Source organism: Rhodomicrobium sp. Az07 (genome assembly GCF_018619475.1).
In the GTDB taxonomy this organism is placed as follows: Bacteria; Pseudomonadota; Alphaproteobacteria; order Rhizobiales; family Rhodomicrobiaceae; genus Rhodomicrobium.
Map to the genome: position 1 here is coordinate 146,119 of NZ_JAHFZG010000003.1, position 25,518 is coordinate 171,636.

The following is a 25,518-nucleotide window of genomic DNA, read 5'->3' on the forward strand; positions in this document are numbered from 1 at the left end:
GTCGAATCGGTGCGGCAGTAGCCCTTTCATTCAATCCACGCAGTAAAAAGCGCGTCTTTATCGGCGCGCTTTTTCGCTTACGCGAGACCTTTTCACGCACTCCGCGTCCGCCGTTCTCGCAACCCCTGTCGGCAGCGCGTTGCATTGCGCGAGAATCAAAACAAGCGGTATTGCCCGTAGTGTCCGGTTCATTGCACCGTTCGCGGCCGCGTCCGAAACCCGACACGGAAAATCGAACGCTCGCGCCGAAGAAAACGCCGCGAGCGCTTGCTAAATTGACGCATATCTTCAATATTCAAGGATATTAACCGTATCTGCCCATCGCTGAATACGGCAATTATCCCGTTTCGACTTCGCCGGGCAAATCAAAGGGAGAACGAACATGACCAATACACCCAATTTCGGCGAACTTCCCGATTCCGTTCGCAACATCCTCAAGACGAGCATCGAGCAGGCGCAGAGGGCTTTCGACTCGTTCGCCTCGTCGAGCGAGAAGCTCATCCAGGGCGTCGACACATCTTCCGTACCCGCCGGCGACAGCCTTAAGCAGCTCAACGAAAAGATGGCGGCCTTTACCCGTCAGAACGCCGACGCGAATTTCAACCTCGCGCTCAAGCTGACCGAGGCAAAGCACCTCAGCGAGATCGTGGAGCTGCAAAACGCGCATCTCCGCGACCAGATGGAAGCTTTCAGCCGCCAGTTGGAAGAACTTCGCGAGCTGACCGTCAAGACGGTGAAGGAAGGATCGCGCGCAGCCACGCAAACCGTGCAGCAAGCCGCCAATTCGGCTCCGTCGAATCCCTTCTACAGCGGCAACTGATTCGGCTAACTAACGGAAGCCGCGCGAGAATTTTGCGATGCGGCTTTCCGCTCGCTCAGGCGACGAAGGCGACGCGAAAATGAAGCATCGGTTAACGCTTTGACGTGGAATCGGCACATTCTTTGCTTACTTTTGCGTGTAGCTGGCATCGGGCTGGCCGGCACAGGTACTCGTAAAGGGAAGCAGACATGACAAAGGATCACTCGAAGCGCGAACCGGCGGTCATTCGGGCTTGGGCGGAGGATGCCGACAAGAAGATCACGATCCAGATCGAGGATCGCGACGGTGAAGCGCTCGCCTTCATTCAGCTTTCGCCGGAAAAGGCGTCCGAGTTTTCCGATTGCCTCGCTATCTACGCGGCCAAGCTCAAGATGGCCGCTCGCGAAAAGAACACGTCCCGGCTCGCATCGATGGCGCGTCCCGCGCTGCTCTGCTAGAGCTATGGCGCATACGTTTACTCTACAAGAAGCGGAACGCTCTCGGCAAACACGCACATTCAAGAGACTGAGCCGTTTCCGGTGAGGGTGCGCCGCCCGCGATGTGAATAAACGTAAATTCGCGCATCAGGCCACCAAGAAATAAAGGCTGTTCCAGGCCTTGCGGATCCCCGGAGCCCGTTCTGATCAGACTGATCTGAACGGGCTCCGGCGTTAGGCCACCCATCCCGTTCGCCTCAGCCCAAAGCGCGAGTTCGAACACAACACGGCGCTGGGAAAATCTTCCCGTTCTTTGAGAGGTTCCCTGCAATGATGCGCAGGATCGCGGAGCACGTCTCGGATATGCGTTTGAATCGGCTTCTCCCAATTCGAGCGGGAACGCGGTCGCCCGCCGGCGGGCCGCCGCCTCAATAATGCGGCGGCTTTGTAGTGGGCGGCGCGCCGAGCGTCTGCTCTTCCACCGCCTGAAAGCGCACCATCAGACGTTCGAGCTTCCCCGTCAGCGAATCGATGACGCACCATTGCCGCGCCACCTGATCCGACAATTCGTCGAGCGAGCGGGCCTGATGCGCCACGGTTTCCTCAAGCGCTGTCAGACGCGCATCTCTATCGGCGGCCATGCCTCTACTCGTTCAGGAAGTGCTGCAGGTTTTCGATCCTGACCTTCGCCGTCTGCACCGCGCCGCCATCCATCGCCTTGCGATACCAATCGAAAGCCTTTGCCGCGTCGGGCTCCGCGTTCTTCTTTTCGATGCGCGCAAAGTAAATCGGGTCGTAAGAGCGGCCCATCGCGAGCGCCGCCTCGGGGTCGCCGGAGACCACGGCCTTCTGATAGAACTGCCGCGCCTGAAGGATGTCGCCTTCGCGCATCCGCTTGTTCCCCTCGCGAATCAGATCCTCGATCTCTGTGACCGAAGTTGAATTTCGCGAGACAAAGCGTTCCGGCTGAGGCGCGAGCGCCGCCTGCCTGATGGGCGCCGACGACTGCGGGATCGAAGTCTGCGCCTCCGGTTCGGGGGTGGCTGGAAGTGAAGCCTGTGCGGAAAGAGAGGACGCAGCGGGCTTTGCGGGCTCCGTGGACGGCGCGCCGCGCGGAGGCGACGGCGGCGGAGCCGAGACGGTCTGTGTGCTGAAAGAAGCTGCCGGTGCTTGCTGCTTCTGCGACTCCGGGCCCGCCGTGATCTCTGACATCGCCATGCTGCTGGTCACCGCGGCGGAGAAGCTGTCGGCAGCCGGCGCGGCGGCGAACTTCGCCCCTCCTGCGAGTACGTTGAACTCCTGCCGGTCGGAAAGCGGCGTGCGACCCTTTGCGTCGACGATCTCGACCGCAAGCGCCACCGTCTCCGGAGCGTTCTGCGGCAGATTGATGGTGAGACCGTTCAGACGATTCGGCGGGAGGAGCCAGTTTCCATCGCCCGCGTCCACGCCCGCATTGAGACGTGCGCCTGATGGCATTCCCGTGATGCTGACAAGGGCCTGATCGCGTAACCGTTCGGGGCGCACCGATATGGCAAGCGGAGCAGGCTGCCCCGGTGTCGCGACTGCATCTGTGGCCGTTATGCGGACCCGTTCCGCTTGAACGTTCACCGCACGGTCTCGCCGGTCTTCGGTTTCGAAGTTGATCGGTGGCCCGTATCCCGGTTCCGCGACATCGGGCGCACGGGTCGCTGTCGCGGTCTTGGCAAGCTGCGGTCCGTAGGCGTTGATCACGAACACAGCGAGAGACGCAGCGATGGCGATGCCTCCGACAAGTCCGATCGCCGCCGCTCCGAGAACCCGGGAACTGCCCTGTGTGGCGAGCGGCGCAGTCGGCGCTACGACACCGGCGGGAACGGGATAGGATGGATCGCCCTGATAGAGCGAGCCTTGCGGCGGCGCCCATTGCGGCGCGACGTAAGGTTCCGGCTCGGCATTATATGTTCGTGGCTCAGGCTTGTAGGCGTCGGGTATGGAACGGGAGGGTGCGGGGGCGGGGGCGAAAGCCGCTTCGGCACTCGACCGCGTTGCCTGCTTTGTTTTCGCTTCGTAGTCGAAATAACCGAGGATGACGTCCTGCGGCGAGAGCGACTCAGCCGTCGCGGCCTTGGGAGACGTCGCCTCCGGCTTGCCTGTGCCGACGCTTTCCACCACGCTGTCGAATCCGAACGCTCCTCCGCTTGATGGAGCAAGGCCGGAAGAGATTTCGCCGTAGATGCTTTCCAACGCCGACTGAACCGCGTCGGCAAGTTCGTCCTGCTTCTCGGAAATGCTGGCCGGCTGGCTGCTCGGAAGCCTGTCCGACGCGAGCGCCGCCGCTGAGGCAACCCCGATTTCGGAAAGCGACTGAAATCCCTGTTCCGAGTCGTCGGTCGCTTCGTCCGGCTCGGCCGTCGCCTCGGCAAACGGCGATTCGCCATCCTGCTGGGCGGCGTTTGCATCGCCCGCATGGAGGCCCCACCCGGCGAAAAAGGCTTCGTCAGCTTCGGGAAGAGAGGGCGCATCGGCTACCGGCGCGCCGTGCAGCGTTGCCGGAGCCTCCGGCTCAATGGCGATCCCGGCCTGTTCCAGACCGGTGACCACGCTGTCGGCGAAATCGTCGATGCCATCCCAGTCGGCAGGATCCGGTGGGAAATCGCCTGCTTCCTCTTCGACTTCATGGTCTGGCGCGGCTATTGCCGTGTCGCTGGCGGGCTCATCGGACGCATCGGCTTCGACCGTCGGCGCGATAACGATCGCCTCATCCGATGCCGTCACCTCTTCCGTCGCAATCGTTTCAGTGTCGGCCGCGGTCATATCCGGCGTATCGACTGCGAGTGTGCTCTCTCCGAAGGGGTTCGTCACCGCCGCCGGAACGTCTGACGGCATGGAAGCCTCGGGCTTGGCCTGCTCGCCCGCCGGAGTTTCCGGCGACTCGTTCAGCAGCGCGATAACCGGCTGCATATCGAGCGTCTTTGTCACCTTATCGGCCGGGTCCTGTGCGGCGGCTTCGACCTGGACTTCAAGCGCCTCGGCCGCCGGCGGCGCGTCGGCGACCTCTGTCACGGTCTCGTCCGTCGCTTCCACAAGAGGCCCAAGCGTCTCGGGAGCCGTCTCGTTGTGCTCTTCGAGCTTGCCTGTCTCCGGCATGATCTGCTCCTGTCGGGAAATCCCGCCTAGTGCTCTGGCGCATACGTTTGATCCACCTGCTGCACGCTCTCAGCCAAATGTGTGCGCTTCAAGAGCACTAGCAAGCAATTGATTCCAGTGCAGTTCAAATTTTACATTTGATGACGGCGCCACCAGCGGGTGTGAACCAAATGTAAAATTCAGTGCACTAGCGCCCGGTCCGGGCCGCCATCACCGCTGACGCGGCGGTGGCTGCGTGCCCTGCTGCTGATACCACCGAACGAATTGGTTAAATAGCTCTTCTTCGTCCGCCCCGCTGCCGCGCTGGCTCTCCACGAAATTTTGCAGCATCGTTTTCAGCTGCGACACCGCCTGCGGAGAAGCCACCGTTTGTGCCTTCGCCGCTGCATTGGCAGCCAGCCAGCGCTCGGCCGGCTGGAACCTGGTCCAGCCCTTCAGCGGCGCGCGAATATTGACCTCGCGCCATTTCGGGTTGAACGTGCCCCCCTTCAACGTTTCGAAGTTCGTCAGAAACTTCTCGGCGAAGCGGGAAACATTGCGGAAGCGTTCCGACTGCGGATGCCAGTTGTGAACGAACAAGACCGTCGAAACACCGATGGTCCCAACGCTTTCATTCGGTGCCACGAGTTCCGGATAGTCTTCCTTCGTAATAATGGCAGGAAGATAGCTCTGCTGAAGGCTTGGCAAATATTCCACATCGAGGAAATGAACGCGGTCGCGGTGGGTGATTCGATCGAACGCCCGCGAGGGTTTGCCGCCCACCGACACAAGCGCGTCGATTTCGCCCTTCTTCAGTTTGTCGATTGCGTCTTCATGCTCGAGATAGAGAACGTCCGGTCGAATGCCCGCCCCTTCGAACACCGCCTCGGCTGTTATCGCGCTGCCGCTTTCGCGCGGACCGAAGCTGACCCGGCGCTCGTTCAAATCCTGAAGGCAAGTGAATTGCATCCGCGCGAGGACGTGAAACTCCTCCGAATGGAGCTTCGCGATGTAGAGCATGCGCGTCTGCACGTTGGGCTGTCTGCCGGTCTTCAGGAAGTACGCCAGCACGTCCGACTGGACGATGGCGGCGTCGATCGCGCGGAGCGAAAGAAGGTCGCTGATATTCAGCAACGAACTCTTGCCGGCGATCGGAATGACCCGCAAATCATTGTCGCTGTCGAGCAGGCGAGCGAGGTCGCTCGCCATCCTGATGCCCGTGCCCTCGACATCGCCGGTCACGATGCCGACCGCGCCCGCGGATGCCGACCTCTGGGTCTGGGGCGCGGCGGCTGCCTGAGCCGCAGAATTGGGACGCGCCGGAGCCTGCGCCAAAAGGGTGCCGCTCTCAAAAAACAAGATGAGAAGGCTTGTCGCTAAAAGCCTGAGCACCATCCCGGATCCTCTTGTACGTGATGGGAGCCATCGAAACCTGGAGGCTCCGACGGACAACCTGAACGGGAACAATAAACACCTGCCGGCGGCATGAAAACCTTACCGCTCGTCACCAAGATGACTGAGTGAGAAAAGCGGCGAAACTGTGCCACAATGCTGACGGTTTTGCCTTGCCTGGGCGAAGGAGTATCGCGCTTTGGCTTGGCATTGCAAGGAGACTTCACTTGCGATCAACAGATAGCCCCACCAGCTTGACCGCGAGCGTACCGCGCGCAATGCGCGTTTACGCCGTCGGCGATATCCACGGCCGCCTCGACCTCACCGAGATCATCCTCGATCTCATCAACGCGGACCAGCGCGAACGCGGCATCCTGCCTGCCATGATTGTCTTTCTGGGCGATTACGTGGATCGCGGCCCCTCCTCGAAAGAGGTCGTGGACAGGCTGCTCGGCGATCTGGGCGAGTGCCTGTCGCCCGTCTTCATCAAGGGCAATCACGAGTCGCTGCTGCTATCCTTCCTTCGCGATGCCCAGGACAATTTCTGGCTCAAGAACGGAGGCGATTCGGCGCTGCTGTCCTATGGCGTCGACGCCGACCTCGTGAAATTCGCAACCCGCGGCACGCCCACCGGGCTTCAGGAAGCTTCCGCCCGCTTCCGCGACGCCCTGCCTGAGAGCCATCTTTCGTTCTATCGCAACCTCAGGCCATGCTTTCGCGTCGGCGGCTATTTCTTCGTCCATGGCGGTGTGAGGCCGGGCGTGCCGCTCGAAGAGCAGTGCGAGGAAGATTTGTTGTGGATTCGCGACCCGTTTCTCACCTCGAACAAGGATTTCGGCGCCGTCGTGGTTCACGGCCATACGCCCGCGCGCGAGCCGCAGCTTCTGCCGAATCGCATCGGGCTCGATACCTATGCGTTCAAGTCGAACAGGCTCACGGCTGTCGGACTTGAGGGGACGCGGCGCTGGATTCTGTCGACGGCGAGTTGAGCTTCGGCGGAGCGGGCTACCTTGGCACTCGTTCGCTGGCGCACGATTTCGCATTTGATGAGAGTGTCGTCACCTAGTCCTTCGCTTCGGCGGGTTCTTCCGAAGCGACGCGCATGCGCTCGACAAGGGTCCGCGCGCCCGTCTTGAGATAGGGAGGCCCGACAAACTCGGCGTCGTCTTCCGGCGATGCGACGACGTCCGCCGTGGCGACCGGAGCATGCACTCCGCCATTGACGGCGTTGATCGCCGCAAGCGTCAGCGCCGCGTCGTCGAATTCGATGCCCGCCAGAGCCTTGCCATGCTTCTCGGCCTTCGCCGGAGTTTCCGCATCCGCATCCGCATCCGCAAGCATGGCCGGAGCCTCGGCGCGATTCGCGTCTGGCGACCTGCCGGGAGGCTCGTCCGCCGTGCCCCCTTTGATGGGCGCCGGTTGCGAGGCCGTTTCGAAGACAGGTTCGCCCGGAGCCGCCGGCGCTGCCGCCGCGCGCGGTCCCGCGCCATTCAGGATGCGCTCGGGCGGTTCCCCCGCGATAAGCGGCTTCGCGCCCTTGGCGAGTTCCGCCCTGTCTCCGCCCGGTATTGCAACAGCGGCGGACGCTGGCTCGTTGAAGGATGGACCCGGTTGCGCGGCGTTCGCCGCCTCGCTGTTGAGCCTCATTCTCGCCGTCAGCGAAGCCGGTTGGCCCTGCGGTAGAGCCTGAGGCCGGGCTTGCGTACCCTGGCGGCGGTGCTCGGAAACGATCGCGGCGCGCCTGACCTTCAACTCCGGCTGCGGCGACTGGACCGACGGGCGGGGCTGCGCCGAATTCATGATCAGCTCTGCGAGTTTCTGCAACTCGCCCCTTATCACGCCGACCTGCTGCCCGTCGCGGTCCTGAAGCTGCGCGAGTTGCTGGCGAAGCTTCGAGAGTTCGAGATTGAGCCGGTCGTATTCGGCCTTGTAGTCGTCGAGCGTCCATTGAGAGGCGCGCCTGAGTCTGCGTCCGCCCTTGTCAGCCGCGCTGCTCCGTTCGAGAACCTCGCGCAGGCGGCCGAGTTCTTCCTGATAGGAGGCGGCTTCGCGTTCGGCAGCGTCAAGTTCTTCTTCGCGGCGCGCAAGCCGGTTCGTCAGGTCTTGCAGCTCAAATCCGCGCTCATGCAATTCGGCCTTGGCCCGCGTTATTTCGCCGTCGAGTTCGGGGAAGCGCTTCGTGATCTGCTGTTCGAGAACCGTCGCCGCATTTCGGCGTTCGGAAAGCTGGAGGTCGAGTTCGGCAATGCGGTCCTTGAGGCCCGCAATCTCCATCTGCAACCGGCTATTGTCGACAAGCTGGTTCGCGGCCTTCTGCTTCGCGCTGGCGAGCGCTGTTTCGAGCCTGCGCATGCGGACCGCATAGGACGCGCGCAACTGATCCTGCGCGGCTTCGATTTCCGAGAGGGTAAGCGGAAGCGAACTTTCGAGTTTCTTGCGCGACAGACGCGCGGCGCGCGCCCAAAGGGACGGTGCGAGCAATACCCCGAGGAGGCTCGCGATAAGGAATCCCAGCGCGATCAGCATGACAGCCTGGATCATGAAACTGGGCTCCCCTCCTTGCAGCCTTCAACGGCGCGCGGCGACGAACGGAGCGCAGCCTCGCCGACCTGCCCCTGACCCGCCTGCATCCCGCGCGAAGACCGAAAAGGCTGCCGAAGCGCCCGGACCGAGCTTCATTCGTCCGGACGCGGGGCTGCTTCGCCTAGAACGGATTCCAGGTCGGCGACGGCGTATATTTGAGATAACCGACATTAGCCCCAAAGCGCAACCCCAGGCCGGCGCGAATAGGCGCGAGAATGACATCGTCGTGTTGCTGAAAAGTTATGCCGATACCGCCGACGAGATAGGCGGAACCGTCGACGCCTGCGAAGCGCTCGAAAATTTGTCCGGGATATGTAAGGTTGTAAACAAGCGTCAGCGTCTTCGAGCCTGCCGCGCCGAAATCGTAGCCGATCGACGGACCCTGCCAATACACTTTCTGTGTCGGGTACATTTTTGTGTGAAGCGTGCCTTCCCCGTACCGCAGCCCCGCGACGAACGCCCCGCCCGCGTCTTCACCGAGGATATAGCCGGTCGGGCGCCCGTAGCGCTGGAAGGCGTGCTCGATCACTTTCGCCAGTCCTTCCGACACGCCGCCGAAGAAGCGATGACCCGCGTCGAGGATCTCGCCGGAGGAATAGGTGGCGCGCTCGCGCGGCGGGGGGCCGCCGGGACCGTCGACCTGTTCTCCCCCTTGCGCGGGCGGCGCGCTGTAGGGCTGGCCGTAGCCGGGATTGTCGTTCGACGGCGGCACATAGGTATTCTGCGCCGTGTTGTTGCTGTCGGCCTGCTGCGGCGCGCCGATCGTCTGCTGCTGGGACTGCGGTGGATGCAGCGAGCGCGGCGGCTCGCCCTGATGGTGCCGCGGCGGAAGGTAGTCCTGAGCCTCGGCGCTGGTCGCGTGAGCCGCCGCGAGACCCAGAAGGGCTACGGTGCCGAGGGCGAGAAGCGAAATCCTGCTGTGGCGCGTCATGGTGGAAATCCGGTTGCATCGCCAGTTCTGCCGCTGGCGGTCTCTATCGGCGGCGCTTGCCGCGGCGGACCGCAACCCGCGGCGAAACAGGGCGCGACCGAAGGAAAGCGCGAAAGGCAGAATCGCCCCTACGCAGCACATCGTCGCTGGTGTCGCTTATTTGAGGCCGAATTTTGGCCCTCTCCCGACGCCTCCGGCTACTCCGCCGCGCGCATCGCTTCGGCCACGTCGCGCCGCCGCCAGGCGACAAAGGAGGGGTTCGCGAAATGGCGGTCGACCTTGCCATAACCGAGAGGATCGCCCGCTTCGGTGAGCACACACCCGCCAGCGGCGTTCACCAATGCATGGCCCGCCGCGATGTCCCATTCGGACGTCGGCGCGAAGCGCGGATAGACGTCGGCGTCTCCGCGCGCGACGACCCCGAACTTGAGCGACGACCCCATGCGCGCGCAGGGTGGATCGCCGATGCGACGGAGAAAGCGCTCGGCTTCCGGCGTCTGGTTCGACCGGCTCACGATGGCCGTGAAGCCGCGCGAATGCGGTCGCTCGCCGGAGATGGGCGCGAACTCGTGAGCGGTGCGCGGCGCGGGATTGTGGTCGGGCACGAGCTTCAGCCTCACGGCGCGCTCATGCCCCAGCGTCACATAGCAGTCGGAGAACGCCGGCGCGTAAACGAGGCCGAAGACCGGTGCATGGTTCTCGATCATTGCGATATTGACCGTGAACTCGCCGTTCGCCCGGATAAACTCCTTCGTACCGTCGACCGGATCGACCAGAAAGAAGCGGTCCCGCATCTTCGGAACCGCGCCGCACGACAGCGCCTCCTCGGCGACCACGGGAATATCGGTGGCCAGCCTGGAAAGAGCCTCAAGGATTATATGTTCGCATGCAACGTCGGCATCGGTGACGGGGGAGCGGTCGGCCTTGAAGCGAACCTCGGGACTCGTCTTGTAGATGTCCATGATGACGGCGCCCGCCCGCTGTGCGAGAGGGAGCGCCCAAAGTCCGAGTTCACGTATGTCGGACGCGTCGAAGCTCACTGTGTTGTCTTTCGTGATTAAGGGTAAGAGAGAGTCTCACCCGATCTACTCGTAACTTTGTGCCGTATGGCGCATTTTTTTAGTATGAGAGGTTGAAGAGCAAGGCCAAATCATGGTGCCTGAACGGCATGGCATGGCGGCTTGCTTCCGCAGGAGGAATGATCGTGACCGACGCGAGACTCGAAGATACAGCCCTTGCCGCGCTGATATCGAGCAAGATTTGCCACGACCTCGCGGGCCAGATCGGCGCGATCAACAACGGGCTCGAACTCCTCGAAGAGGAAAACGACGAGGACACGCGTTTCTACGCGCTGGAGCTGATCCAGAACAGCGCGAAGGCCGCATGGGCGCAGCTCGATTTCAACCGCCTCGCCTTTGGCGTGTCGTCGAGCCTCGGCGCGCTCGTGCCGGTCCAGCATATCGAGCAAGTCGCAAGGCGATACCTCGAAAACGGCAAGCGTCGCCTTCACTGGCAGGCGAATGTGTCCGAGATCGAGAAGGAGCACGCGCGGCTTCTGATGGCCCTGCTCGGCGTGTCGATCAACGCATTGCCCGCCGGCGGCGACTATTATGTGGGGCTTTCCGCGTCGAAGACGAAAGCCGGGCGCAGCCGCTTCAAGCTGATCATCCTCTGCCGCGGCCGTGCCGCGCGCGTGCCGGAAGGTGTCGCGGAAGTGTTCGCGGGAGACACCACGCGAACCATCGACAACCGCATCGTGATCGCCTATTACGCCACGCGACTCGCGACGGAAGCTTCGCTCAAGCTTTCTGCGTTGAAGGAAGGCGAGGATATCCTGTTCACGCTCGAACCCCGTTAGGGCGCGCGAAGGTTTCGAACCTTCCTGGTGTGAAGAGAGGGCTTTGCGAAGCAGCCCAACGCTATCGACGCACCACAGTAGCGGACGCGGACTCCGTAGCTTGGCGCTGCACGCGCCTGGCCGGCGTCATTCCACCCCGGCACGATCAGACGCACACGCGCTCGAACGCCACCGACACAGGCCGAATCGGGCGCAACACCATCAACTTTTGTGAGGGATTCGCGCGGGGGGATTGCGGGTTCCCCCCTGCGAAATACGACGCGAGTTACGCGGCGGCCTGCTCTTCCTTCGGGTCGCGAAGCACATAGCCACGGCCCCAAACGGTTTCGATGTAATGCTGCCCGGTGTTCGCCGTCGCGAGCTTCTTGCGGAGCTTGCAGATGAACACGTCGATGATCTTCAGCTCGGGCTCGTCGATGCCGCCGTAGAGATGGTTGAGGAACATCTCCTTCGTGAGCGTCGTGCCCTTGCGGAGCGACAGCAGCTCAAGCATCTGATATTCCTTGCTCGTCAGATGCACGCGAGCGCCATCGACCTCGACCGTCTTGGTATCGAGGTTGACGATAAGGCTGCCGGTCTGGATGACGGACTGCGCGTGGCCCTTGGAACGGCGCACGATGGCGTGGATCCGCGCCACGAGTTCGTCTTTATGGAAGGGCTTCGTCAGGTAATCGTCGGCCCCGAAACCAAGGCCGCGAACCTTGTCGTCCACACCGCCCGAACCCGACAGGATCAGGATCGGCGTCTTGATCTTGCTGACGCGCAGCGCGCGCAGAACTTCGTACCCGCTGATATCAGGCAGGCCGAGATCAAGTAAAATTATATCATAATCGTAGATTTTTCCGAGGTCGACGCCTTCCTCTCCAAGATCTGTCTGGAAGACGTTAAAACCCTCAGACAGCAGCATCAGCTCAATGCTCTGAGCCGTTGCGCTGTCGTCTTCGATGAGAAGCACCCGCATAAGGAATCCCTCGCTAGCAACACGTGTATACCGCAATGACGCGAGACTCAAGGTTTTTTCCGCGCCGTGAAGCTTAACTTCAGAACCGACATTAACGCATGAAAGGTTAAGAAAACTTAAGCTTACTACGCAGACGAGTGTCCCGCGCTTCATTTCGCGCGCAGGCTTAAGGATATGACCGAGATCGTGAATAAATCAGAAACTTTTCGGCAGAAACGCTGCCGGAGGTTGCGCCCTCTCTTCGCCGCAAACAAAAATGCCCCCAACGACGAATCGACGACACCGATAATGTGACCCAATTCGCCGGGTGATCCAACCGCCAATTCCTTGAGGAATTACTAAGACGAGCGCTGTTGCAAACAGGCGACGTTTCACGGTTGGTTAATGGTTTTGCGGGAAACTGGCCTGGAACTGGAAGTTACCGCCCATTGAGTGAAGCGTAACCGGAGTCGGGGCCTCGTACGAGTATGATGGAAACAGTTAATTCCAATCAAATCCAGCGGTTTGAGTACGAGGAGAAGCGACAGCAGGTCAGCGACCTGGAGTTGATGATCGCGGACTTTGCACGCATGGCAAACGATCTTGAACAGCAGATCAAGATCGAGCAGCAGACGTCGGGGATATCCGACGTGAACCACTTCGCCTACCCCACTTTCGCCCGCGCTGCCATGACGCGGCGCGACAACCTCAGGTCGTCCATCGCCGAGCTTGAAAAGCGGCTCGACCGGGCGCGACAGGAGGCGCTCGAGGCGTTCGAGCAGTTGAAGCTGTCGGAATCGGCGGGCGATCTCGAAGCACAGCGGCAGGTCAAGCCCGGCAGCCGTCGAAAGCCGCCGAAGCATCTCGGCAGCCACGCAAGCAACCGATAAATCCGACCGGTCACTTGCGTCAGAGACCTATCGGCCGTTCGTCAGCACGATCCGCCGCTTCAGAAATCGTGCGCGATCCCCTTGTTTTCCCAGTCGCCGAACCGCGTGGGCTCGGGCCCCTTGCGTGAGCCGATCTCGCGAGGCCTCTCCACCTCGGCCGCCGCGAGTCGGCGCGCTTCGGCTTCGGCCAGCGCGCGTTTCGCCGCGTCTTTGCGTCGGCGCTCGATCTCTATTTCGTCAGGCTCGGCTTTAGCTGTGTTTTCCGCTGTCATGCCGCGAGAATGCGCAATTTGGCGCGCGACCGCAACCCCCCGAGCAGGCCGCAAGGTTGTGCCCGCATGCCACCAGGGCGAAAGCGCTGCTAATCCATCGCGAGGATGGTGTTTTTCACCTGCGGGTAGACCTGACTCTCCCATCGCCGCCCGCTGAAAACGCCGTAATGCCCGACGCCCGCCTGAAGATGATGGCGCTTCATGTGCGGGCGAAGGCCCCTGCAGAGGTCGTGCGCGGCGGTCGTCTGGCCGATGGCGCAGATGTCGTCGCGCTCGCCTTCCACCGTGAGGAGCATTGTCCGACTGATAGCGCCGGGATCGACCTTCTCGCCGCGAAAGGTGAGTTCGCCCCTCGCGAGGCGCGCTTCCTGAAACACCCACGCCACGGTTTCGAGATAGAACTCGGCCGTCAGATCGAGCACCGCGAAATATTCGTCGTAAAACGTCTTGATCGCCTGCGCTTTTTCGTCTTCGCCTTCCGCGAGATGCTTGTACAGATCGAGATGCGCCTTCCTGTGCCGCTCGATATTCATCGACATGAACGCCGTAAGCTGCACGAAGCCCGGATAGACGCGCCGCCCCGCGCCCGGATGCGGAAAGGGCACGCGCGAAATGAGCTTGCTTTCAAACCACGACATCGGCTTTTCCGTCGCGAGTTCGTTCACCTTGGTCGGATTGATGCGCGTGTCGATTGGCCCCGCCATCAGCGTCATGCTGCGCGGCTTCGCGGGATCGCCCGACTGCGCCATGATCGCGACGGCGGCGAGCACCTGCACGCAAGGCTGGCACACTGCCACCACATGACCGCCGGGGCCGATGACGCGCAGCCACTGGATCAGGTGATCGATATAGTCCTCGAAGCCGAACCGGCCCGCCGAAACCGGAACATCGCGGGCGTTGTGCCAGTCCGTGATGCACACGTCGTGATCCTGAAGCAGCGTTTCGACCGTATTGCGAAGGAGCGTCGCGAAGTGTCCGGACAGCGGTGCGACCACGAGCACGCGCGGCTGCGCGATATCGATATCCTTCCTGAAGCGCAGCAGCGTGCCGAACGGCGTCTTCGCCAGCGGCTCCTCGGTCACGGCCACGTCGCGATTGTCGACGCGCACGCTCTTGATGCCGTAGGGCGGCCGCGTGTGCGTGAGCGTCGAGCGGGAGATCAATTCGCACGCCGCCGCATATTGCCTGATCGTGTCGCCCTTGCCGTTCATCTGTGCGGCGAAAGGAGCGATCGCGTTGAGACCGAATTGCGCGAAACTGCGCGCGGGCGCCGTCGCATTCGTGTAGAATTGATAGGCCTGATACAGCATTTCTGACCTGGCGCAGGAATTACGGGCAACACAGACGTCGCAAATGGCGATGCAAGGTTCGAACCACAAGCGAAGGTTATGGTCCATGGCGGAGGCGCAGCTTACAATTAGCAACAAGAACTACTCCTCCTGGTCGCTTCGGGGCTGGCTCCTCTGCAAGCTCGCCGGACTCGATTTCGAGGAAGTGTCCGTGCCGATCGATGACCCTTCGATGAGGGCGGAACTCCTGCTGCTTTCGCCGTCGTTTCTTGTGCCCTGTCTCTCCCATAACGGCATCAACATTTGGGACACGCTGTCGATCGCGGAATATCTCGCGGAACTGAAGCCAGACTGCCCGATCCTGCCGAAAGATGTGAAGAAGCGCGCGCATTGCCGCTCGGTGGCGGGCGAGATGCATTCCGGCTTCTTCAATCTGCGCTCGGCGCTGCCGATGAACCTCAAGGCGCATTATCCGGGCTTCAAGGTGTTTCACGGCGCGCAAGCCGACATCGACCGCGTCGCCGCGATCTGGCGCGCATGTCTGGCGGCCTATGGCGGCCCGTATCTGTTCGGAGAGCTATCGCTTGCGGATGCGATGTATGCGCCCGTGGCAACGCGCTTTCTGACCTACGACGTGAAGCTCGATCCCGTGTCCGCGGATTATTGCCGCTCGGTCATGGTCTGGCCCGCGATGGAAGAATGGGTCGCGGCGGCGAAGGCGGAGCCGGAAGAATTCGAGGAACTCGACGTCGAGTTTTGAGCTTGTGAGCGCGTGTCGCGAGGAAACTCTGCGGCACGCAGATCTACAGCGTCGTGCCGCAAATCAGACGCGGCACGACGCTGTGGGTTTCTTTTTTCGATCAGCTTTTCTGCGTCAAATCGAGTTCGATTAAACGCAGGCTGATCTAAACGCGCGGCCGTCCGCTCAGGCGTCGTAAGCGCTAGAGCCCGTTCCGATCTGATTGAATCGCAATCAGATCGGTAAAAACGGTCTCTTTTCAGGTTCGGTCAACCTGATCGGATCCGGCTCTAGCTTGCGCAGTCGCTTCCCTGAAGCGCCCAGAGCTGGATGTCGCGCTTTACCTTCGTGCTGAGTTCGGTCGACATCGCATAGTTGCGCGTCACGATCAGCGTGTTTTCGTTATACTTGTGGAACTGTATCTCGAAGAGAGGCGGCCCGCCGCCCGGCTGGAACAGCATGACGTTCGGATACCCTTCCGGGCTTTGCACGTCTTCGCCGGGGTAGCGCTCGCCCGCCTCGTAGCGATAGCCGTCAAGCGTCTCGCCGGGGCTGAACCAGCACATCTTCATCTTCTCGACGAAGGTTTGCAGAACCTGCGGAGGCGGGCCGAATGAAAGCCGCTGCGGCTCCGATCCGATCAGGCTGTCAACGGCGGGATCTTTCCGCGCGCAACCCTGAGGGACGAAGGCCAAAGCAACCAGAAGCGTAAGACGAAGCCACAAACGAGCCCCCTGACAACAAAGCACCTGTGCCATTGGGCTTGTTCATGGCGAAACTTTGGCTCCCGCCGGGTTTACCGCTCTGCCACACAGATTTGTGGATGAAGCGGCCGCGGCGGCGGGGATCGCCGATCTCTCAGCGGATGCGCGACGGCGGCGCGAGTTGCGCGATCAGCTTCTTCAGCCCAACCTGCCGATGCCGCCTGTGGCGCTCGGCGGCGACGATTCCCTTGAGGACGGCGAGGCTCTCCTCGACATCGCGATTGACGAGCACATAGTCGTAATCGCCCCAATGCGAGATTTCCGCTTCCGCGCCTCCAAGCCGCGCCTCGATGACATCCTGGGAGTCGCTGCCGCGCGAATGGATGCGCCGGGAAAGCTCCTCGCCTGACGGCGGCAGGATGAAAACACGCACCGCGTCTTCCGGCAGAAGCGCCGCGATGGATGCCGCGCCTTGCCAATCGACATCGAAGAGCATGTCCCGCCCTTCCGTGAGCGCGGCCTTGACCGGCTCGGCGGGCGTTCCGTAGAAATTGCCGAAGACCTCGGCCCATTCGAGCAGTTCGCCCGCATCGCGCATGGTCTCGAAGCGGTCGCGGGTGACGAAGGAGTAATCGACGCCATCGGTCTCCTGCGAGCGCGCCGGTCGCGTCGTCACGGACACAGAATGCCCGAGCGATGCATCGGCGGCGAGAAGAAGCCGCGCAAGCGTGGTCTTGCCCGCGCCGGACGGCGAAGAGAGGATGAGACAAAGGCCGCGCCGGTCAGGCGTCGCAATCGGATCGCTGCTCACGTCGAACTTTCCAAAGAAACACAAGACGGATTTAGAGCGACTTCGGCCTTTTTGGAAGCGGAACGTTCGAGTTTGTGGAAGAAAGCCGACTGCCGCCGTCGCCCGATGACGGGCATGACCCGACTCGCATGCCTCGAGGTCGGGCCGGGCGTCGCGAAAACGCCGCGCTCACCGACGCGGCTCTCCGATCACCGATGCGGATTGCGCTGTGGCAACGGGATGTCCACGGATTGCAGCTTGTCGAGCGCGACCGCTTCGGCTGCCTGGTCGGCCGCCTTTTCCTCGCGCTGGCTCCGCTCTATGGCACGCCAACGCGCGACGTTCTTCTGGTGATCGGCGTAAGTCTCCGCGAAGATATGCGCGCCCGTCCCATCGGCGACGAAGAACAGATCGGCTGTCTTGGAGGGCTTCAGCACGGCCTCGATCGCGGCTCGGCCGGGGTTGGCAATCGGTGTCGGCGGCAGGCCGGGGTTGCGGTAGGTGTTGTAAGGGTTCGTCCCGTCTTCGAGTTCGCTCCTCAGGATCGGGCGGCCGAGCGTCCCCTTGCCGCCGCTGGCACCATAGATGATGGTCGGGTCTGCATCGAGCCGCATGCGCTTCTTCAGCCGGTTGAGGTAGACAGCGGCCACGCGCGGGCGCTCGTCGGCCCGGCTCGCTTCCTTCTCGACGATGGCCGCGAGGTTGATCACCTGCTCGGGTGTCGTGAGCGCGAGATCTCGCGAGCGCGTCGCCCAAAGCCCATCCATGAACTTTTTCTGCTCGCCCTGCATGCGCCGAATCAGCTCGTCGCGCGATGTGCCGCGCGCGAATCGGTAGGTGTCCGGCAGCAGGCTGCCTTCGGGCGGAAGCTCCTGAATATCGCCGACGAGATCCGGGCTGGCCTTCAGCCGCTCGACCACCTGCCAACTCGTCAGCCCTTCGGGAATCGTGACGCTGTAGAGAATGGACTTGCCCTCGACGAGCGTGTCGAGCACGTCCCGGAGGCTCGCCCCGGCTTTGATGTTGTATTCGCCCGCCTTGATCTTGTCGTGCACCTTGAAGTAGCGCGCGGCGATGAAAAAGGTCCAGCGGTCGTTGATGATGCCGTCCTGTTCGAGGCGGCGTGCAATGGCGCTGACGCCTTCGCCTCGCGGCACCACAAAAACGGTCGGATAAGCAAGCGGGCCGGGCTTGTCGAACTGGAGCCGCACCACATAGGAGGCCGCGCCGACGGCGATCAGCACAACGATGAGGAACGTCAGAAAGCGGTTCAGGAAAACGACGATGGGGCTTTGCCTGCGTCCCCGGCTTCCTCCGGGCGGCTCGGGTGCCCGCTCCGGCTCAAGCGCTTCGGACGGGCTTCGCGGCAATACGGAATAGTCCCGCTGCCCGCGATAAGCGGTATTGTGCTTCGAGTAGCGGCTCTTCCCATTCGCGTTGTAAAAGTCGCCCGGCATGTGATCAGACTACTCAGTGACCCCAACGATTCATTCAGCAACGTATTATGGCGAAAGAGTGTAGAGCGTTCCTCAAAGACGGTAAGCAGCGCCGATAACACGGGAAAACCATTCCGCAACAGGCGACGCGCTTCTGCGTCCCGGCCGCACTCAGGCGACCCGGCGCAGGATAAGGCTTGCGTTCGTGCCGCCGAACCCGAAGGAGTTCGACAACACCGTGTCGATGCGCTTTTCCTTCGCCTTGTGCGGCACGAGATCGATAGCCGTTTCGACCGACGGATTGTCGAGGTTGATCGTGGGCGGGCAAACCTGATCGCGGATGGCCAGCGCCGAGAAGATCGCCTCGACCGCCCCGGCCGCGCCAAGCAGATGGCCCGTCATCGATTTCGTCGAGGACATGGCGACATTGGCGGCGTGGTTGCCGAGCAGGCGTTCCACCGCGCCGAGTTCGATCCCGTCCGCCATCGTGGAGGTGCCATGGGCGTTGATGTAGTCGATGTCGGACGCGGTCATGCCGGCGCGCTTGATCGCCGCCGCCATACAGCGATAGGCGCCGTCGCCGTCTTCCGACGGCGCGGTGATATGATAGGCGTCACCCGACAAGCCATAGCCGACGATTTCGGCATAGATCTTTGCGCCGCGCGCCTTCGCGTGCTCATAGTCCTCAAGCACCACGATGCCCGCGCCCTCGCCCATCACGAAGCCGTCGCGATCCTTGTCGTAGGGGCGCGACGCGCGTTCCGGGTCGTTGTTGAAATCCGTGGCGAGCGCCTTGCAGGCCGCGAAGCCCGCGAGCGCGAGACGGCAAAGGGGGCTTTCGGTTCCGCCAGCAACCATGACGTCGGCATCGCCGAATGCGATGAGACGGGATGCGTCGCCGATGGCGTGGGCGCCGGTCGAGCAGGCCGTGACAACCGCGTGGTTCGGGCCCTTGAGGCCGTGCTTGATGGAAACGTAACCGGACGCCAGATTGATCAGGCGGCCCGGAATGAAGAACGGACTGACGCGCCGCGGACCCTTGTCGCGAATGACGTTCGCCGCGATTTCGATGCCCTGAAGGCCGCCGATGCCGGAGCCGATGAGGACGCCTGTTCGCGCCTGATCTTCTTCGGACTTCGGCGTCCAGCCCGCGTCGGCGAGCGCCTGATCGGCCGCTGCGATGGCGAAGATGATAAAATCGTCAACCTTGCGCTGTTCCTTCGGCTCCATCCAGTCGTCGGGGTTGAACTCCCCGGCGCCCGTGCCGCGCGGAATGAAGCAGCCGATCTGACATGCGAGGTCGGAAACTTCGAAATCGGTGACGCGACGTGCCCCGCTCCTGCCGGCGAGGATGTTCGACCAAACATGGTCGGTTCCCGTGCCCACCGGCGTGACCAGCCCGACGCCAGTGATAACGACTCGCCGCATCCTGCCCTCCCAGTTTTACTTACCAAGGCCGCAAGTGCCGCCTTCACCGTCGAACGGTCGGAGGCAAGAACCTCCGCCGCGACGGTGGGACGCCATGCGTCGCTCTCGCGAGCCCTCTAGGCCTTCGTGGAATGGCTTTCGAGGAAGCGGATCGCATCGCCGACTGTCTGAATCGTTTCGGCGGCGTCGTCCGGGATTTCCACGCCGAACTCTTCCTCGAACGCCATCACCAGTTCGACCGTGTCCAAGCTGTCCGCGCCCAGATCGTCGATGAAGCTGGCATTTTCAGTGACCTTGTCGGCTTCGACGCCAAGATGTTCGATGACGATTTTTTTAACGCGGTCCGAGATATCGCTCATTTTTTCCTCACGGTTCCCCAAGTGATAAAGCGCCTGACTTTACTTCGATTAAGCACAGTAGCTTTCTATTCCGCAACACATCGACTTTCGACTGCACCCGGGCGCGAGGTGGCTGGTAGCATTGAAGCTTTGGAGGGGGAAGCCCTTTTTTCGGGCATCGTCACCCTCTTTCCACCTTATCTTCAGCTTGCGCGCCTGGAGGTTTTGTGTCCGGTGACGGGCACGGCCTCAGACCATGACCATTCCACCGTTTATGTGGAGCGTTTCTCCGGTAATATAGCGGGCTTCCCCGCTTGCCAGAAAGACAACAGCGGCGGCGATGTCCTCCGGCTTGCCAAACACGCCGGCAGGGATCGTGGCAGCAATCGCCTCCGTCTGTTTTTCATTCAGCGCATGCGTCATCGGGGTTTCGATGAAGCCCGGCGCGATGCAATTGGCGGTAATGTTGCGCGACGCCACCTCGCGCGCCAGCGACTTCGTCATGCCGACGAGGCCCGCCTTCGAAGCCGCGTAATTCCCCTGCCCCGGATTTCCGATCACGCCCGAGATCGACGCGATGTTGACGATGCGGCCGTAGCGCTTCTTCATCATGTTGCGCAGCGCCGCCCGGCAGAGAATGAAGGACGACGTGAGGTTGACGGCGATGACGTCGTCCCACTCCTCATCCTTCATGCGCATGAACAAATTGTCCTTCGTGATGCCCGCGTTGTTCACCAGAATGTCGAGCTGGCCCATGGCGGTTTCCGCCTGGCCGACAAGCGCCGACACCTGCGCGCGGTCCTTCAGATCGCACGGGAGCACATGCACGCGGCTGCCGATCCGGCCCGCAACTTCGTCGAGTTTCTCGCGGCGTGTGCCCGACAGCGCCACCGTTGCGCCCTGCGCATGCAGCGCCACCGCTACGGCTTCGCCGATCCCGCCCGATGCGCCGGTGACGAGCGCGAATTTTCCTGTCAAATCGAACATAGGGGTCATTCCCGCTTTGCCGTCAGCCTTCGCCGCGCGCCTTCAACCAGTCGCCGAAGGACTTGATGTCGTCCGCAGTTCCCACCGAGCGGGCGTCCGCCTCGCTGCGGATACGCTTCGCCAGTCCGGTCAGAACCTTCCCGGCGCCGATTTCGAACAGCGTGGCAACGCCATGGTCGACCATGTAGGCAACCGATTCGCGCCAGCGCACAACGCCCGTGACCTGTTCGACCAGGAGCGATCTTATCAGAGATGGATCGGAAACGGGAGACGCCGTGACGTTCGTCACAACGGGCACTTCAGGAACCTTGAGGTCGAGCGCGGCGAGCGCGATTGCCATGCGTTCGGCGGCGGGGCTCATCAGCGCGCAATGGAAAGGCGCGCTCACCGGCAGCGGCACGGCGCGGCGGATCCCGTATTCAGGCGCGAGCTTCGCCGCGCGATCCATGGCGGCCCTGGTGCCGGAAATGACGATCTGGCCCGGCGCGTTGTCGTTCGCGACCTGCGAAACCTCGCCTTCGGCGGCGGCGGCGGCGAGTTTCTTCGCGGGTTCGATCTCGGCGCCGAGAAGCGCCAGCATAGCGCCCTGCCCTTGCGGCACGGCTTCCTGCATCGCTTGCCCGCGCAACCTCAGAAGCCGCGCGGCTTCTGACACGGAAAACACGCCGACGGCCGCGAGCGCCGAATATTCGCCGAGCGAATGCCCCGCGACGTAGACCGGCTTGATCGCGTCCCAGCCATATTCGCTTTTGAGGACGGCGAAGGCAGCAAGCGAAACGGCCATCAGCGCAGGCTGCGCATTGAAGGTGAGCGTCAGCGTCGCCTCGGGGCCTTCCCACATGACTGCGGAAAGCCTTTCTCCCAGCGCGTCGTCGACTTCATCGAAGACGGCGCGAGCGACAGCGTAGTTCTGCGCCAGATTCTGCCCCATGCCGACAGACTGACTGCCCTGGCCGGGAAATGTAAATGCGAAGGTCATGCGGTTTTCGCGTCGTCAATCGCGGATAAAATTGTTCGTGATCGGGGTTAGTTCGCTCACGTCTCGTGGCGCCAGAGACACGTTTCCACGCAGGCTGTCAAGGGCGCACGATCAAACCGCCTCCGCGCCATTTCGCGCCCTCCTTAATCCGGACAGGCGCGAAATGTCGATGACAACCGCCCGGCCAGCAAAGGTGTTGCACGGCGCGCGCTTTCTCTTATAGTGCGCCCACCGTCCGGTTTGAGGCTGAACGGAACCGGGAGGCTATTCCCTGAAGAAACGCGCGCTTGTCTTGCCGTTTCCAAGGTGTCGTCTCACGAAGGTGGCTTCGCCGCTGGTTCCCGTGTCTCTGCTCTGCTTAAGATCCTTCTGGCCTTTCCAAGGCTTGACGGGGGCTCTGCGCCGGACATTCGTTCAACCAGGGAAAGGCCGTTATGCCATTTTACGAGCATACCTTTCTTGCGCGTCAGGATGTCACGGCGCAGCAAGTGACAGGTCTCATGAACACCTACAAGGCCGTGATCGAAGAACACGGCGGCAAGGTGTCGAAGACCGAATATTGGGGTCTGAAATCGACCGCCTACAAGATCAAGAAGAATCGTCGCGCGCATTACGCGTTCTTCAATATCGACGCGCCCCATCAGGCGGTGCTCGAAATGGAGCGCCAGATGGGCATTTCCACCGACGTCCTGCGCTTCCTTACGGTGCGCGTCGAGGAACTCGACGAGAAGCCGTCCATCCAGATGCGCAAGCAGGACGAGCGCGACCGTGAACGCGGCGACCGCGATCGCGGCGGCGACCGGGGCCCGCGCGGCCCGCGTCGCGACTTCGGCGGCGGCGGCGGCGGCGGCGGGTTCTCCCGTGACGGCGACCGTGGCGGATTTTCGCGCGATGGCGAAGGTGGCGGCCAGCGTTTCGGTTCGCGGCCCCCTCGGACAGAAACCGCTCCGGCGGGAGGTGAAGAATGAGCATGCAAGGAACGAGCGGCGGAGCGCGTCGCCCCTTTTACCGCCGTCGCAAGACCTGCCCCTTCTCGGGCGAGAACGCGCCGGTCATCGATTACAAGGACGTGCGTCTTCTTCAGCGCTTCGTGTCGGAGCGCGGCAAGATCGTCCCCAGCCGCATCACGGCGGTGTCCGCGAAGAAGCAGCGCGAACTGGCCAAGGCCATCAAGCGTGCGCGCTTCCTCGGCCTTCTGCCCTACGTGCTGAGATAGGAGCGAGGCGAAATGCAAGTAGTTCTTCTCCAGCGCGTCGGCCGCCTCGGTCAGATGGGCGATGTGGTCAAGGTGCGTCCGGGTTTCGCGCGCAACTTCCTGCTCCCGCAGGGCAAGGCGCTCCGTGCCACGAAAGAAAATCTCGTTCGCTTCGAGAAGGAGCGCGCGCAGCTTGAGGCTCACAACCTCGAACGCAAGCAGGAAGCTGAAGCCGTCTCGAAAAAGCTCGACGGTCAGCGCGTCATCGTGATCCGGCAGGCCGGCGATTCAGGCCAGCTCTACGGTTCGGTGTCGACGCGCGACATCGCGGACGCGGTTACAGCCAGCGGCTTCACGGTCGAGCGGGGCCAGGTGCTTCTCGACCATCCGATCAAGACGCTCGGCATTCACGAAGTGCGCGTCGGCCTCCACCCGGAAGTGTCGGTGCGGGTCTCCGTCAACGTGGCGCGCACGGAAGAAGAAGCCCTGCGTCAAGCCAAGGGCGAGGACGTGCTGCAGGAGCGCGACGAATATGCCGCAGACTACGCCGCCGAGCAGGCTGCGATTGCGGCTGAGACGTTGTTCGAAGGCGAAGAGGCCGTCGAGCAGTAGGCTCGCAACAAGCATTGCATTATCCAAGGGCGCGAGATGTTTTCTTGCGCCCTTTTTCGTTTCCCTTGCGCTTTGTTGCCGGTTGCGTTTCTGACATGGCAGCATCCCGAAAACGCGAATTCTCCAGAAGTATAGTTGATCCGACTTTTGTCTAAGCCTAGCGTTCCTGCGCTGGCCCCGCTTCATTCGACGCCCGGCCTGAAGCTACCACGAAAAGAACAGCAAGAAGGTGCAGCCGTGACAGGATCGCGCGTGCTCAACCGTGCGCTTCGGAGCAAGATTATGTCTGCTGCCGAAGCCGCGGCTCTCATACCGGCAGGATCGAACGTAGGCATGAGCGGGTTCACCGGCTCCGGCTACCCGAAGGAAGTGCCGGCGGCCCTCGCCGCACGGATCACCGCGCTTCACGCGGACGGCTTCGATTTCAAGATCGGCGTCTGGACCGGCGCTTCGACCGCTCCCGAACTCGACGGTGCGCTCGCCGCGGTCGACGGCATCGAGATGCGGCTGCCTTACCAGTCCGACCCCGCCTGTCGCGCCCGCATCAACGCGGGGCAGATGGACTATATCGACATCCACCTCTCCCACGTGGCGCAGTTCGTGTGGTTCGGCTTCTACGGCAAGCTCGATGTCGCGGTGGTGGAAGTCGCGGGCGTTCTCGAAGACGGACGGCTTATTCCGGCTACGTCGATCGGCAACAACAAGACGTGGCTCGATCAGGCCGACAAGATCATCCTCGAAGTGAATAACCGCATCAACCCTGCCATGGAGGGGATGCACGATATCTATTACGGCACCGCCCTTCCCCCGCACCGGAAGCCCATCCCGCTCGTGACGCCGAGCGACCGCATCGGCGAGCCCTACTTCCGCTGCGATCCCTCGAAGGTCATCGCCGTCATCGAGACGCACGCCTACGACCGCAACTCGGCTTTCACGCCGCCCGACGAAACGTCGCGCCTCATCGCCGGTCACATTCTGGAGTTCCTCGCACACGAGGTCAAAAAGGGCCGCATGCCGGAAAACCTGCTGCCGCTGCAATCGGGCGTCGGCAACACGGCGAATGCCGTCATGGCTGGCCTCGAACAGGGCCAGTTCGAAAACCTCACGGCCTATACCGAGGTGCTTCAGGACGGCATGCTGCACCTCCTGAAGCGTGGCAAGATGAGCTTCGCCTCCGCGACGGCGTTTTCGTTGAGCCCTGAAGCCGTGGACGACTTCAACCGCGACGTCGATTTCTACCGCGAGCGCGTGCTGCTGCGCCCGCAGGAGATCTCGAACCATCCCGAAGTGATTCGCCGCCTCGGCGTCATCGCCATGAACGGCATGATCGAGGCCGACATCTACGGCAACGTGAACTCCACGCACATTCGCGGCTCGTCAATCATGAACGGCATCGGCGGGTCGGGCGACTTCGCGCGCAACGCCTATCTGTCGTTCTTCATGACGCCGTCGACCGCGAAGAACGGCCAGCTTTCCTGCATCGTGCCCATGGTCAGCCATGTCGACCACACCGAGCACGATGTGCAGGTGATCGTGACCGAGCAGGGCCTGGCCGATCTGCGCGGGCTGACGCCCAAGCAACGCGCGACGATCATCATAGAGAATTGCTCGCACCCAAGCTATCGCCCGGCGCTCCAGGCGTATTACGAGCGCTCGCTGCGTGAGTCGCCCGGACGCCATACGCCGCACCTTCTCAACGAGGCGTTCTCCTTCCTGCAAAACTGGAAGGCCGAAAAGGCCGCGATGGAGGTGGAAAAGGCGATCCACTCCGGGCTTGCAGCCGTGAAAATTCCGGCCTGACGCCATTCGCCGAC

The 25,518-nt window shown here is 62.3% G+C and carries 26 protein-coding genes; 10 read left to right on the forward strand and 16 right to left on the reverse strand.

The annotated features are described in order from the left end of the window. Positions 1–382 precede the first annotated feature (382 nt). Complete coding sequence (locus tag KKP04_RS03430; protein ID WP_215026745.1) at positions 383–820, forward strand: phasin family protein; 438 nt, start codon at positions 383–385, stop codon at positions 818–820. A 188-nt stretch (positions 821–1,008) separates the two neighbouring features. Continuing rightward, entirely contained in the window at positions 1,009–1,257 is a 249-nt protein-coding gene (locus KKP04_RS03435; protein WP_215026748.1) for a hypothetical protein, read from the forward strand. Between the two features lie 407 nt (positions 1,258–1,664). Here the strand turns inward: KKP04_RS03435 and KKP04_RS03440 are convergent, their stop codons facing one another. The 3 genes from KKP04_RS03440 to KKP04_RS03450 all read right to left on the reverse strand — a co-directional run bounded on the left by KKP04_RS03440 (position 1,665) and on the right by KKP04_RS03450 (position 5,700). Continuing rightward, positions 1,665–1,877 carry a SlyX family protein gene (locus tag KKP04_RS03440; protein WP_215026753.1) on the reverse strand — a complete coding sequence of 71 codons (213 nt, stop codon included), beginning with the start codon at positions 1,875–1,877 and terminating at the stop codon, positions 1,665–1,667. A gap of 4 nt (positions 1,878–1,881) precedes the next feature. After that, positions 1,882–4,362 carry a hypothetical protein gene (locus KKP04_RS03445; protein WP_215026756.1) on the reverse strand — a complete coding sequence of 827 codons (2,481 nt, stop codon included), beginning with the start codon at positions 4,360–4,362 and terminating at the stop codon, positions 1,882–1,884. 210 nt (positions 4,363–4,572) lie between these two features. Beyond that, entirely contained in the window at positions 4,573–5,700 is a 1,128-nt protein-coding gene (locus tag KKP04_RS03450) for a TAXI family TRAP transporter solute-binding subunit (protein WP_215026759.1), read from the reverse strand. Positions 5,701–5,960: 260 nt separating this feature from the next. Between KKP04_RS03450 and KKP04_RS03455 the strand changes: the two genes are divergently transcribed. After that, positions 5,961–6,722: a metallophosphoesterase family protein gene (locus KKP04_RS03455; protein WP_215026762.1), complete on the forward strand. Its 762-nt coding sequence runs from the start codon at positions 5,961–5,963 to the stop codon at positions 6,720–6,722. A 73-nt stretch (positions 6,723–6,795) separates the two neighbouring features. Here KKP04_RS03455 and KKP04_RS03460 read toward each other — a convergent pair whose 3' ends face one another. From KKP04_RS03460 to cysQ, 3 genes are all read right to left on the reverse strand, one after another. Next, positions 6,796–8,274 (reverse strand): hypothetical protein, encoded by a 1,479-nt coding sequence (locus KKP04_RS03460; protein WP_215026765.1) that lies wholly within the window; start codon positions 8,272–8,274, stop codon positions 6,796–6,798. Between the two features lie 163 nt (positions 8,275–8,437). Then, a complete protein-coding gene (locus KKP04_RS03465) occupies positions 8,438–9,247 on the reverse strand; it encodes a DUF1134 domain-containing protein (RefSeq protein ID WP_215026768.1) in 810 nt (269 codons plus the stop codon). Positions 9,248–9,444: 197 nt separating this feature from the next. Beyond that, entirely contained in the window at positions 9,445–10,287 is an 843-nt protein-coding gene (gene cysQ, locus KKP04_RS03470) for a 3'(2'),5'-bisphosphate nucleotidase CysQ (RefSeq protein ID WP_371818690.1), read from the reverse strand. 164 nt (positions 10,288–10,451) lie between these two features. Here cysQ and KKP04_RS03475 point away from each other — a divergent pair, with 164 nt between their 5' ends. Then, on the forward strand, positions 10,452–11,105 hold the full coding sequence (locus KKP04_RS03475; protein ID WP_215026771.1) for a histidine phosphotransferase family protein: 654 nt from the start codon (positions 10,452–10,454) through the stop codon (positions 11,103–11,105). 265 nt (positions 11,106–11,370) lie between these two features. Here the strand turns inward: KKP04_RS03475 and ctrA are convergent, their stop codons facing one another. Further along, positions 11,371–12,066: a response regulator transcription factor CtrA gene (gene ctrA / locus KKP04_RS03480; RefSeq protein WP_127075918.1), complete on the reverse strand. Its 696-nt coding sequence runs from the start codon at positions 12,064–12,066 to the stop codon at positions 11,371–11,373. A 569-nt stretch (positions 12,067–12,635) separates the two neighbouring features. On the opposite strand from ctrA, the gene KKP04_RS03485 reads away from it, so the two are divergent. Continuing rightward, on the forward strand, positions 12,636–12,935 hold the full coding sequence (locus KKP04_RS03485) for a flagellar export protein FliJ (RefSeq protein WP_251133874.1): 300 nt from the start codon (positions 12,636–12,638) through the stop codon (positions 12,933–12,935). A gap of 59 nt (positions 12,936–12,994) precedes the next feature. Here the strand turns inward: KKP04_RS03485 and KKP04_RS03490 are convergent, their stop codons facing one another. Continuing rightward, positions 12,995–13,207 (reverse strand): DUF1674 domain-containing protein, encoded by a 213-nt coding sequence (locus tag KKP04_RS03490; protein ID WP_215026774.1) that lies wholly within the window; start codon positions 13,205–13,207, stop codon positions 12,995–12,997. A gap of 89 nt (positions 13,208–13,296) precedes the next feature. Then, positions 13,297–14,517, reverse strand: a complete 1,221-nt coding sequence (locus tag KKP04_RS03495) for a polyhydroxyalkanoate depolymerase (protein WP_215026788.1) — start codon at positions 14,515–14,517, stop codon at positions 13,297–13,299. Between the two features lie 85 nt (positions 14,518–14,602). Here KKP04_RS03495 and KKP04_RS03500 point away from each other — a divergent pair, with 85 nt between their 5' ends. Beyond that, positions 14,603–15,256, forward strand: a complete 654-nt coding sequence (locus KKP04_RS03500; protein WP_215026791.1) for a glutathione S-transferase family protein — start codon at positions 14,603–14,605, stop codon at positions 15,254–15,256. Positions 15,257–15,525: 269 nt separating this feature from the next. Here KKP04_RS03500 and KKP04_RS03505 read toward each other — a convergent pair whose 3' ends face one another. The 7 genes from KKP04_RS03505 to fabD form a co-directional block, all read right to left on the reverse strand. Further along, positions 15,526–15,960: a hypothetical protein gene (locus tag KKP04_RS03505; protein ID WP_215026794.1), complete on the reverse strand. Its 435-nt coding sequence runs from the start codon at positions 15,958–15,960 to the stop codon at positions 15,526–15,528. Between the two features lie 133 nt (positions 15,961–16,093). Next, on the reverse strand, positions 16,094–16,750 hold the full coding sequence (gmk, locus tag KKP04_RS03510; protein ID WP_215026797.1) for a guanylate kinase: 657 nt from the start codon (positions 16,748–16,750) through the stop codon (positions 16,094–16,096). 188 nt (positions 16,751–16,938) lie between these two features. After that, a complete protein-coding gene (gene mltG / locus KKP04_RS03515) occupies positions 16,939–18,186 on the reverse strand; it encodes an endolytic transglycosylase MltG (protein ID WP_215026801.1) in 1,248 nt (415 codons plus the stop codon). 150 nt (positions 18,187–18,336) lie between these two features. Further along, complete coding sequence (gene fabF / locus KKP04_RS03520; RefSeq protein ID WP_215026804.1) at positions 18,337–19,593, reverse strand: beta-ketoacyl-ACP synthase II; 1,257 nt, start codon at positions 19,591–19,593, stop codon at positions 18,337–18,339. 116 nt (positions 19,594–19,709) lie between these two features. Then, positions 19,710–19,952, reverse strand: coding sequence for an acyl carrier protein (locus KKP04_RS03525; protein WP_013418615.1), 243 nt, complete (start codon positions 19,950–19,952; stop codon positions 19,710–19,712). A 228-nt stretch (positions 19,953–20,180) separates the two neighbouring features. After that, the gene (gene fabG / locus KKP04_RS03530) at positions 20,181–20,918 is read right to left on the reverse strand and encodes a 3-oxoacyl-[acyl-carrier-protein] reductase (protein ID WP_215026807.1); all 738 of its coding nucleotides are present in this window, start codon (positions 20,916–20,918) and stop codon (positions 20,181–20,183) included. A 22-nt stretch (positions 20,919–20,940) separates the two neighbouring features. After that, on the reverse strand, positions 20,941–21,897 hold the full coding sequence (fabD, locus tag KKP04_RS03535; protein WP_215026810.1) for an ACP S-malonyltransferase: 957 nt from the start codon (positions 21,895–21,897) through the stop codon (positions 20,941–20,943). A 434-nt stretch (positions 21,898–22,331) separates the two neighbouring features. On the opposite strand from fabD, the gene rpsF reads away from it, so the two are divergent. The 4 genes from rpsF to KKP04_RS03555 all read left to right on the forward strand — a co-directional run bounded on the left by rpsF (position 22,332) and on the right by KKP04_RS03555 (position 25,504). Next, positions 22,332–22,865: a 30S ribosomal protein S6 gene (gene rpsF / locus KKP04_RS03540; RefSeq protein WP_215026813.1), complete on the forward strand. Its 534-nt coding sequence runs from the start codon at positions 22,332–22,334 to the stop codon at positions 22,863–22,865. Further along, entirely contained in the window at positions 22,862–23,113 is a 252-nt protein-coding gene (gene rpsR, locus KKP04_RS03545) for a 30S ribosomal protein S18 (RefSeq protein ID WP_013418619.1), read from the forward strand. The genes rpsF and rpsR overlap by 4 nt, the downstream gene beginning before the upstream one ends. Positions 23,114–23,125: 12 nt before the next feature. Continuing rightward, positions 23,126–23,704 carry a 50S ribosomal protein L9 gene (gene rplI / locus KKP04_RS03550; RefSeq protein WP_215026815.1) on the forward strand — a complete coding sequence of 193 codons (579 nt, stop codon included), beginning with the start codon at positions 23,126–23,128 and terminating at the stop codon, positions 23,702–23,704. 282 nt (positions 23,705–23,986) lie between these two features. Then, positions 23,987–25,504 carry an acetyl-CoA hydrolase/transferase family protein gene (locus KKP04_RS03555; protein ID WP_251133875.1) on the forward strand — a complete coding sequence of 506 codons (1,518 nt, stop codon included), beginning with the start codon at positions 23,987–23,989 and terminating at the stop codon, positions 25,502–25,504. Positions 25,505–25,518 lie beyond the last annotated feature (14 nt).

Coding starts and splice junctions, on each gene's coding strand:
- fabD (WP_215026810.1), bottom strand. CDS start 21,897: ATGACCTTCGCATTTACATTTCCCGGCCAGGGCAGTCAGTCTGTCGGC.
- KKP04_RS03490 (WP_215026774.1), bottom strand. CDS start 13,207: ATGACAGCGGAAAACACAGCTAAAGCCGAGCCTGACGAAATAGAGATC.
- KKP04_RS03440 (WP_215026753.1), bottom strand. CDS start 1,877: ATGGCCGCCGATAGAGATGCGCGTCTGACAGCGCTTGAGGAAACCGTG.
- KKP04_RS03525 (WP_013418615.1), bottom strand. CDS start 19,952: ATGAGCGATATCTCGGACCGCGTTAAAAAAATCGTCATCGAACATCTT.
- mltG (WP_215026801.1), bottom strand. CDS start 18,186: ATGCCGGGCGACTTTTACAACGCGAATGGGAAGAGCCGCTACTCGAAG.
- KKP04_RS03430 (WP_215026745.1), top strand. CDS start 383: ATGACCAATACACCCAATTTCGGCGAACTTCCCGATTCCGTTCGCAAC.
- fabG (WP_215026807.1), bottom strand. CDS start 20,918: ATGTTCGATTTGACAGGAAAATTCGCGCTCGTCACCGGCGCATCGGGC.
- rplI (WP_215026815.1), top strand. CDS start 23,126: ATGCAAGTAGTTCTTCTCCAGCGCGTCGGCCGCCTCGGTCAGATGGGC.
- KKP04_RS03485 (WP_251133874.1), top strand. CDS start 12,636: ATGGCAAACGATCTTGAACAGCAGATCAAGATCGAGCAGCAGACGTCG.
- KKP04_RS03465 (WP_215026768.1), bottom strand. CDS start 9,247: ATGACGCGCCACAGCAGGATTTCGCTTCTCGCCCTCGGCACCGTAGCC.
- rpsR (WP_013418619.1), top strand. CDS start 22,862: ATGAGCATGCAAGGAACGAGCGGCGGAGCGCGTCGCCCCTTTTACCGC.
- rpsF (WP_215026813.1), top strand. CDS start 22,332: ATGCCATTTTACGAGCATACCTTTCTTGCGCGTCAGGATGTCACGGCG.
- fabF (WP_215026804.1), bottom strand. CDS start 19,593: ATGCGGCGAGTCGTTATCACTGGCGTCGGGCTGGTCACGCCGGTGGGC.
- KKP04_RS03500 (WP_215026791.1), top strand. CDS start 14,603: ATGGCGGAGGCGCAGCTTACAATTAGCAACAAGAACTACTCCTCCTGG.
- ctrA (WP_127075918.1), bottom strand. CDS start 12,066: ATGCGGGTGCTTCTCATCGAAGACGACAGCGCAACGGCTCAGAGCATT.
- KKP04_RS03495 (WP_215026788.1), bottom strand. CDS start 14,517: ATGCTGTATCAGGCCTATCAATTCTACACGAATGCGACGGCGCCCGCG.
- KKP04_RS03460 (WP_215026765.1), bottom strand. CDS start 8,274: ATGATCCAGGCTGTCATGCTGATCGCGCTGGGATTCCTTATCGCGAGC.
- KKP04_RS03445 (WP_215026756.1), bottom strand. CDS start 4,362: ATGCCGGAGACAGGCAAGCTCGAAGAGCACAACGAGACGGCTCCCGAG.
- KKP04_RS03555 (WP_251133875.1), top strand. CDS start 23,987: ATGTCTGCTGCCGAAGCCGCGGCTCTCATACCGGCAGGATCGAACGTA.
- KKP04_RS03435 (WP_215026748.1), top strand. CDS start 1,009: ATGACAAAGGATCACTCGAAGCGCGAACCGGCGGTCATTCGGGCTTGG.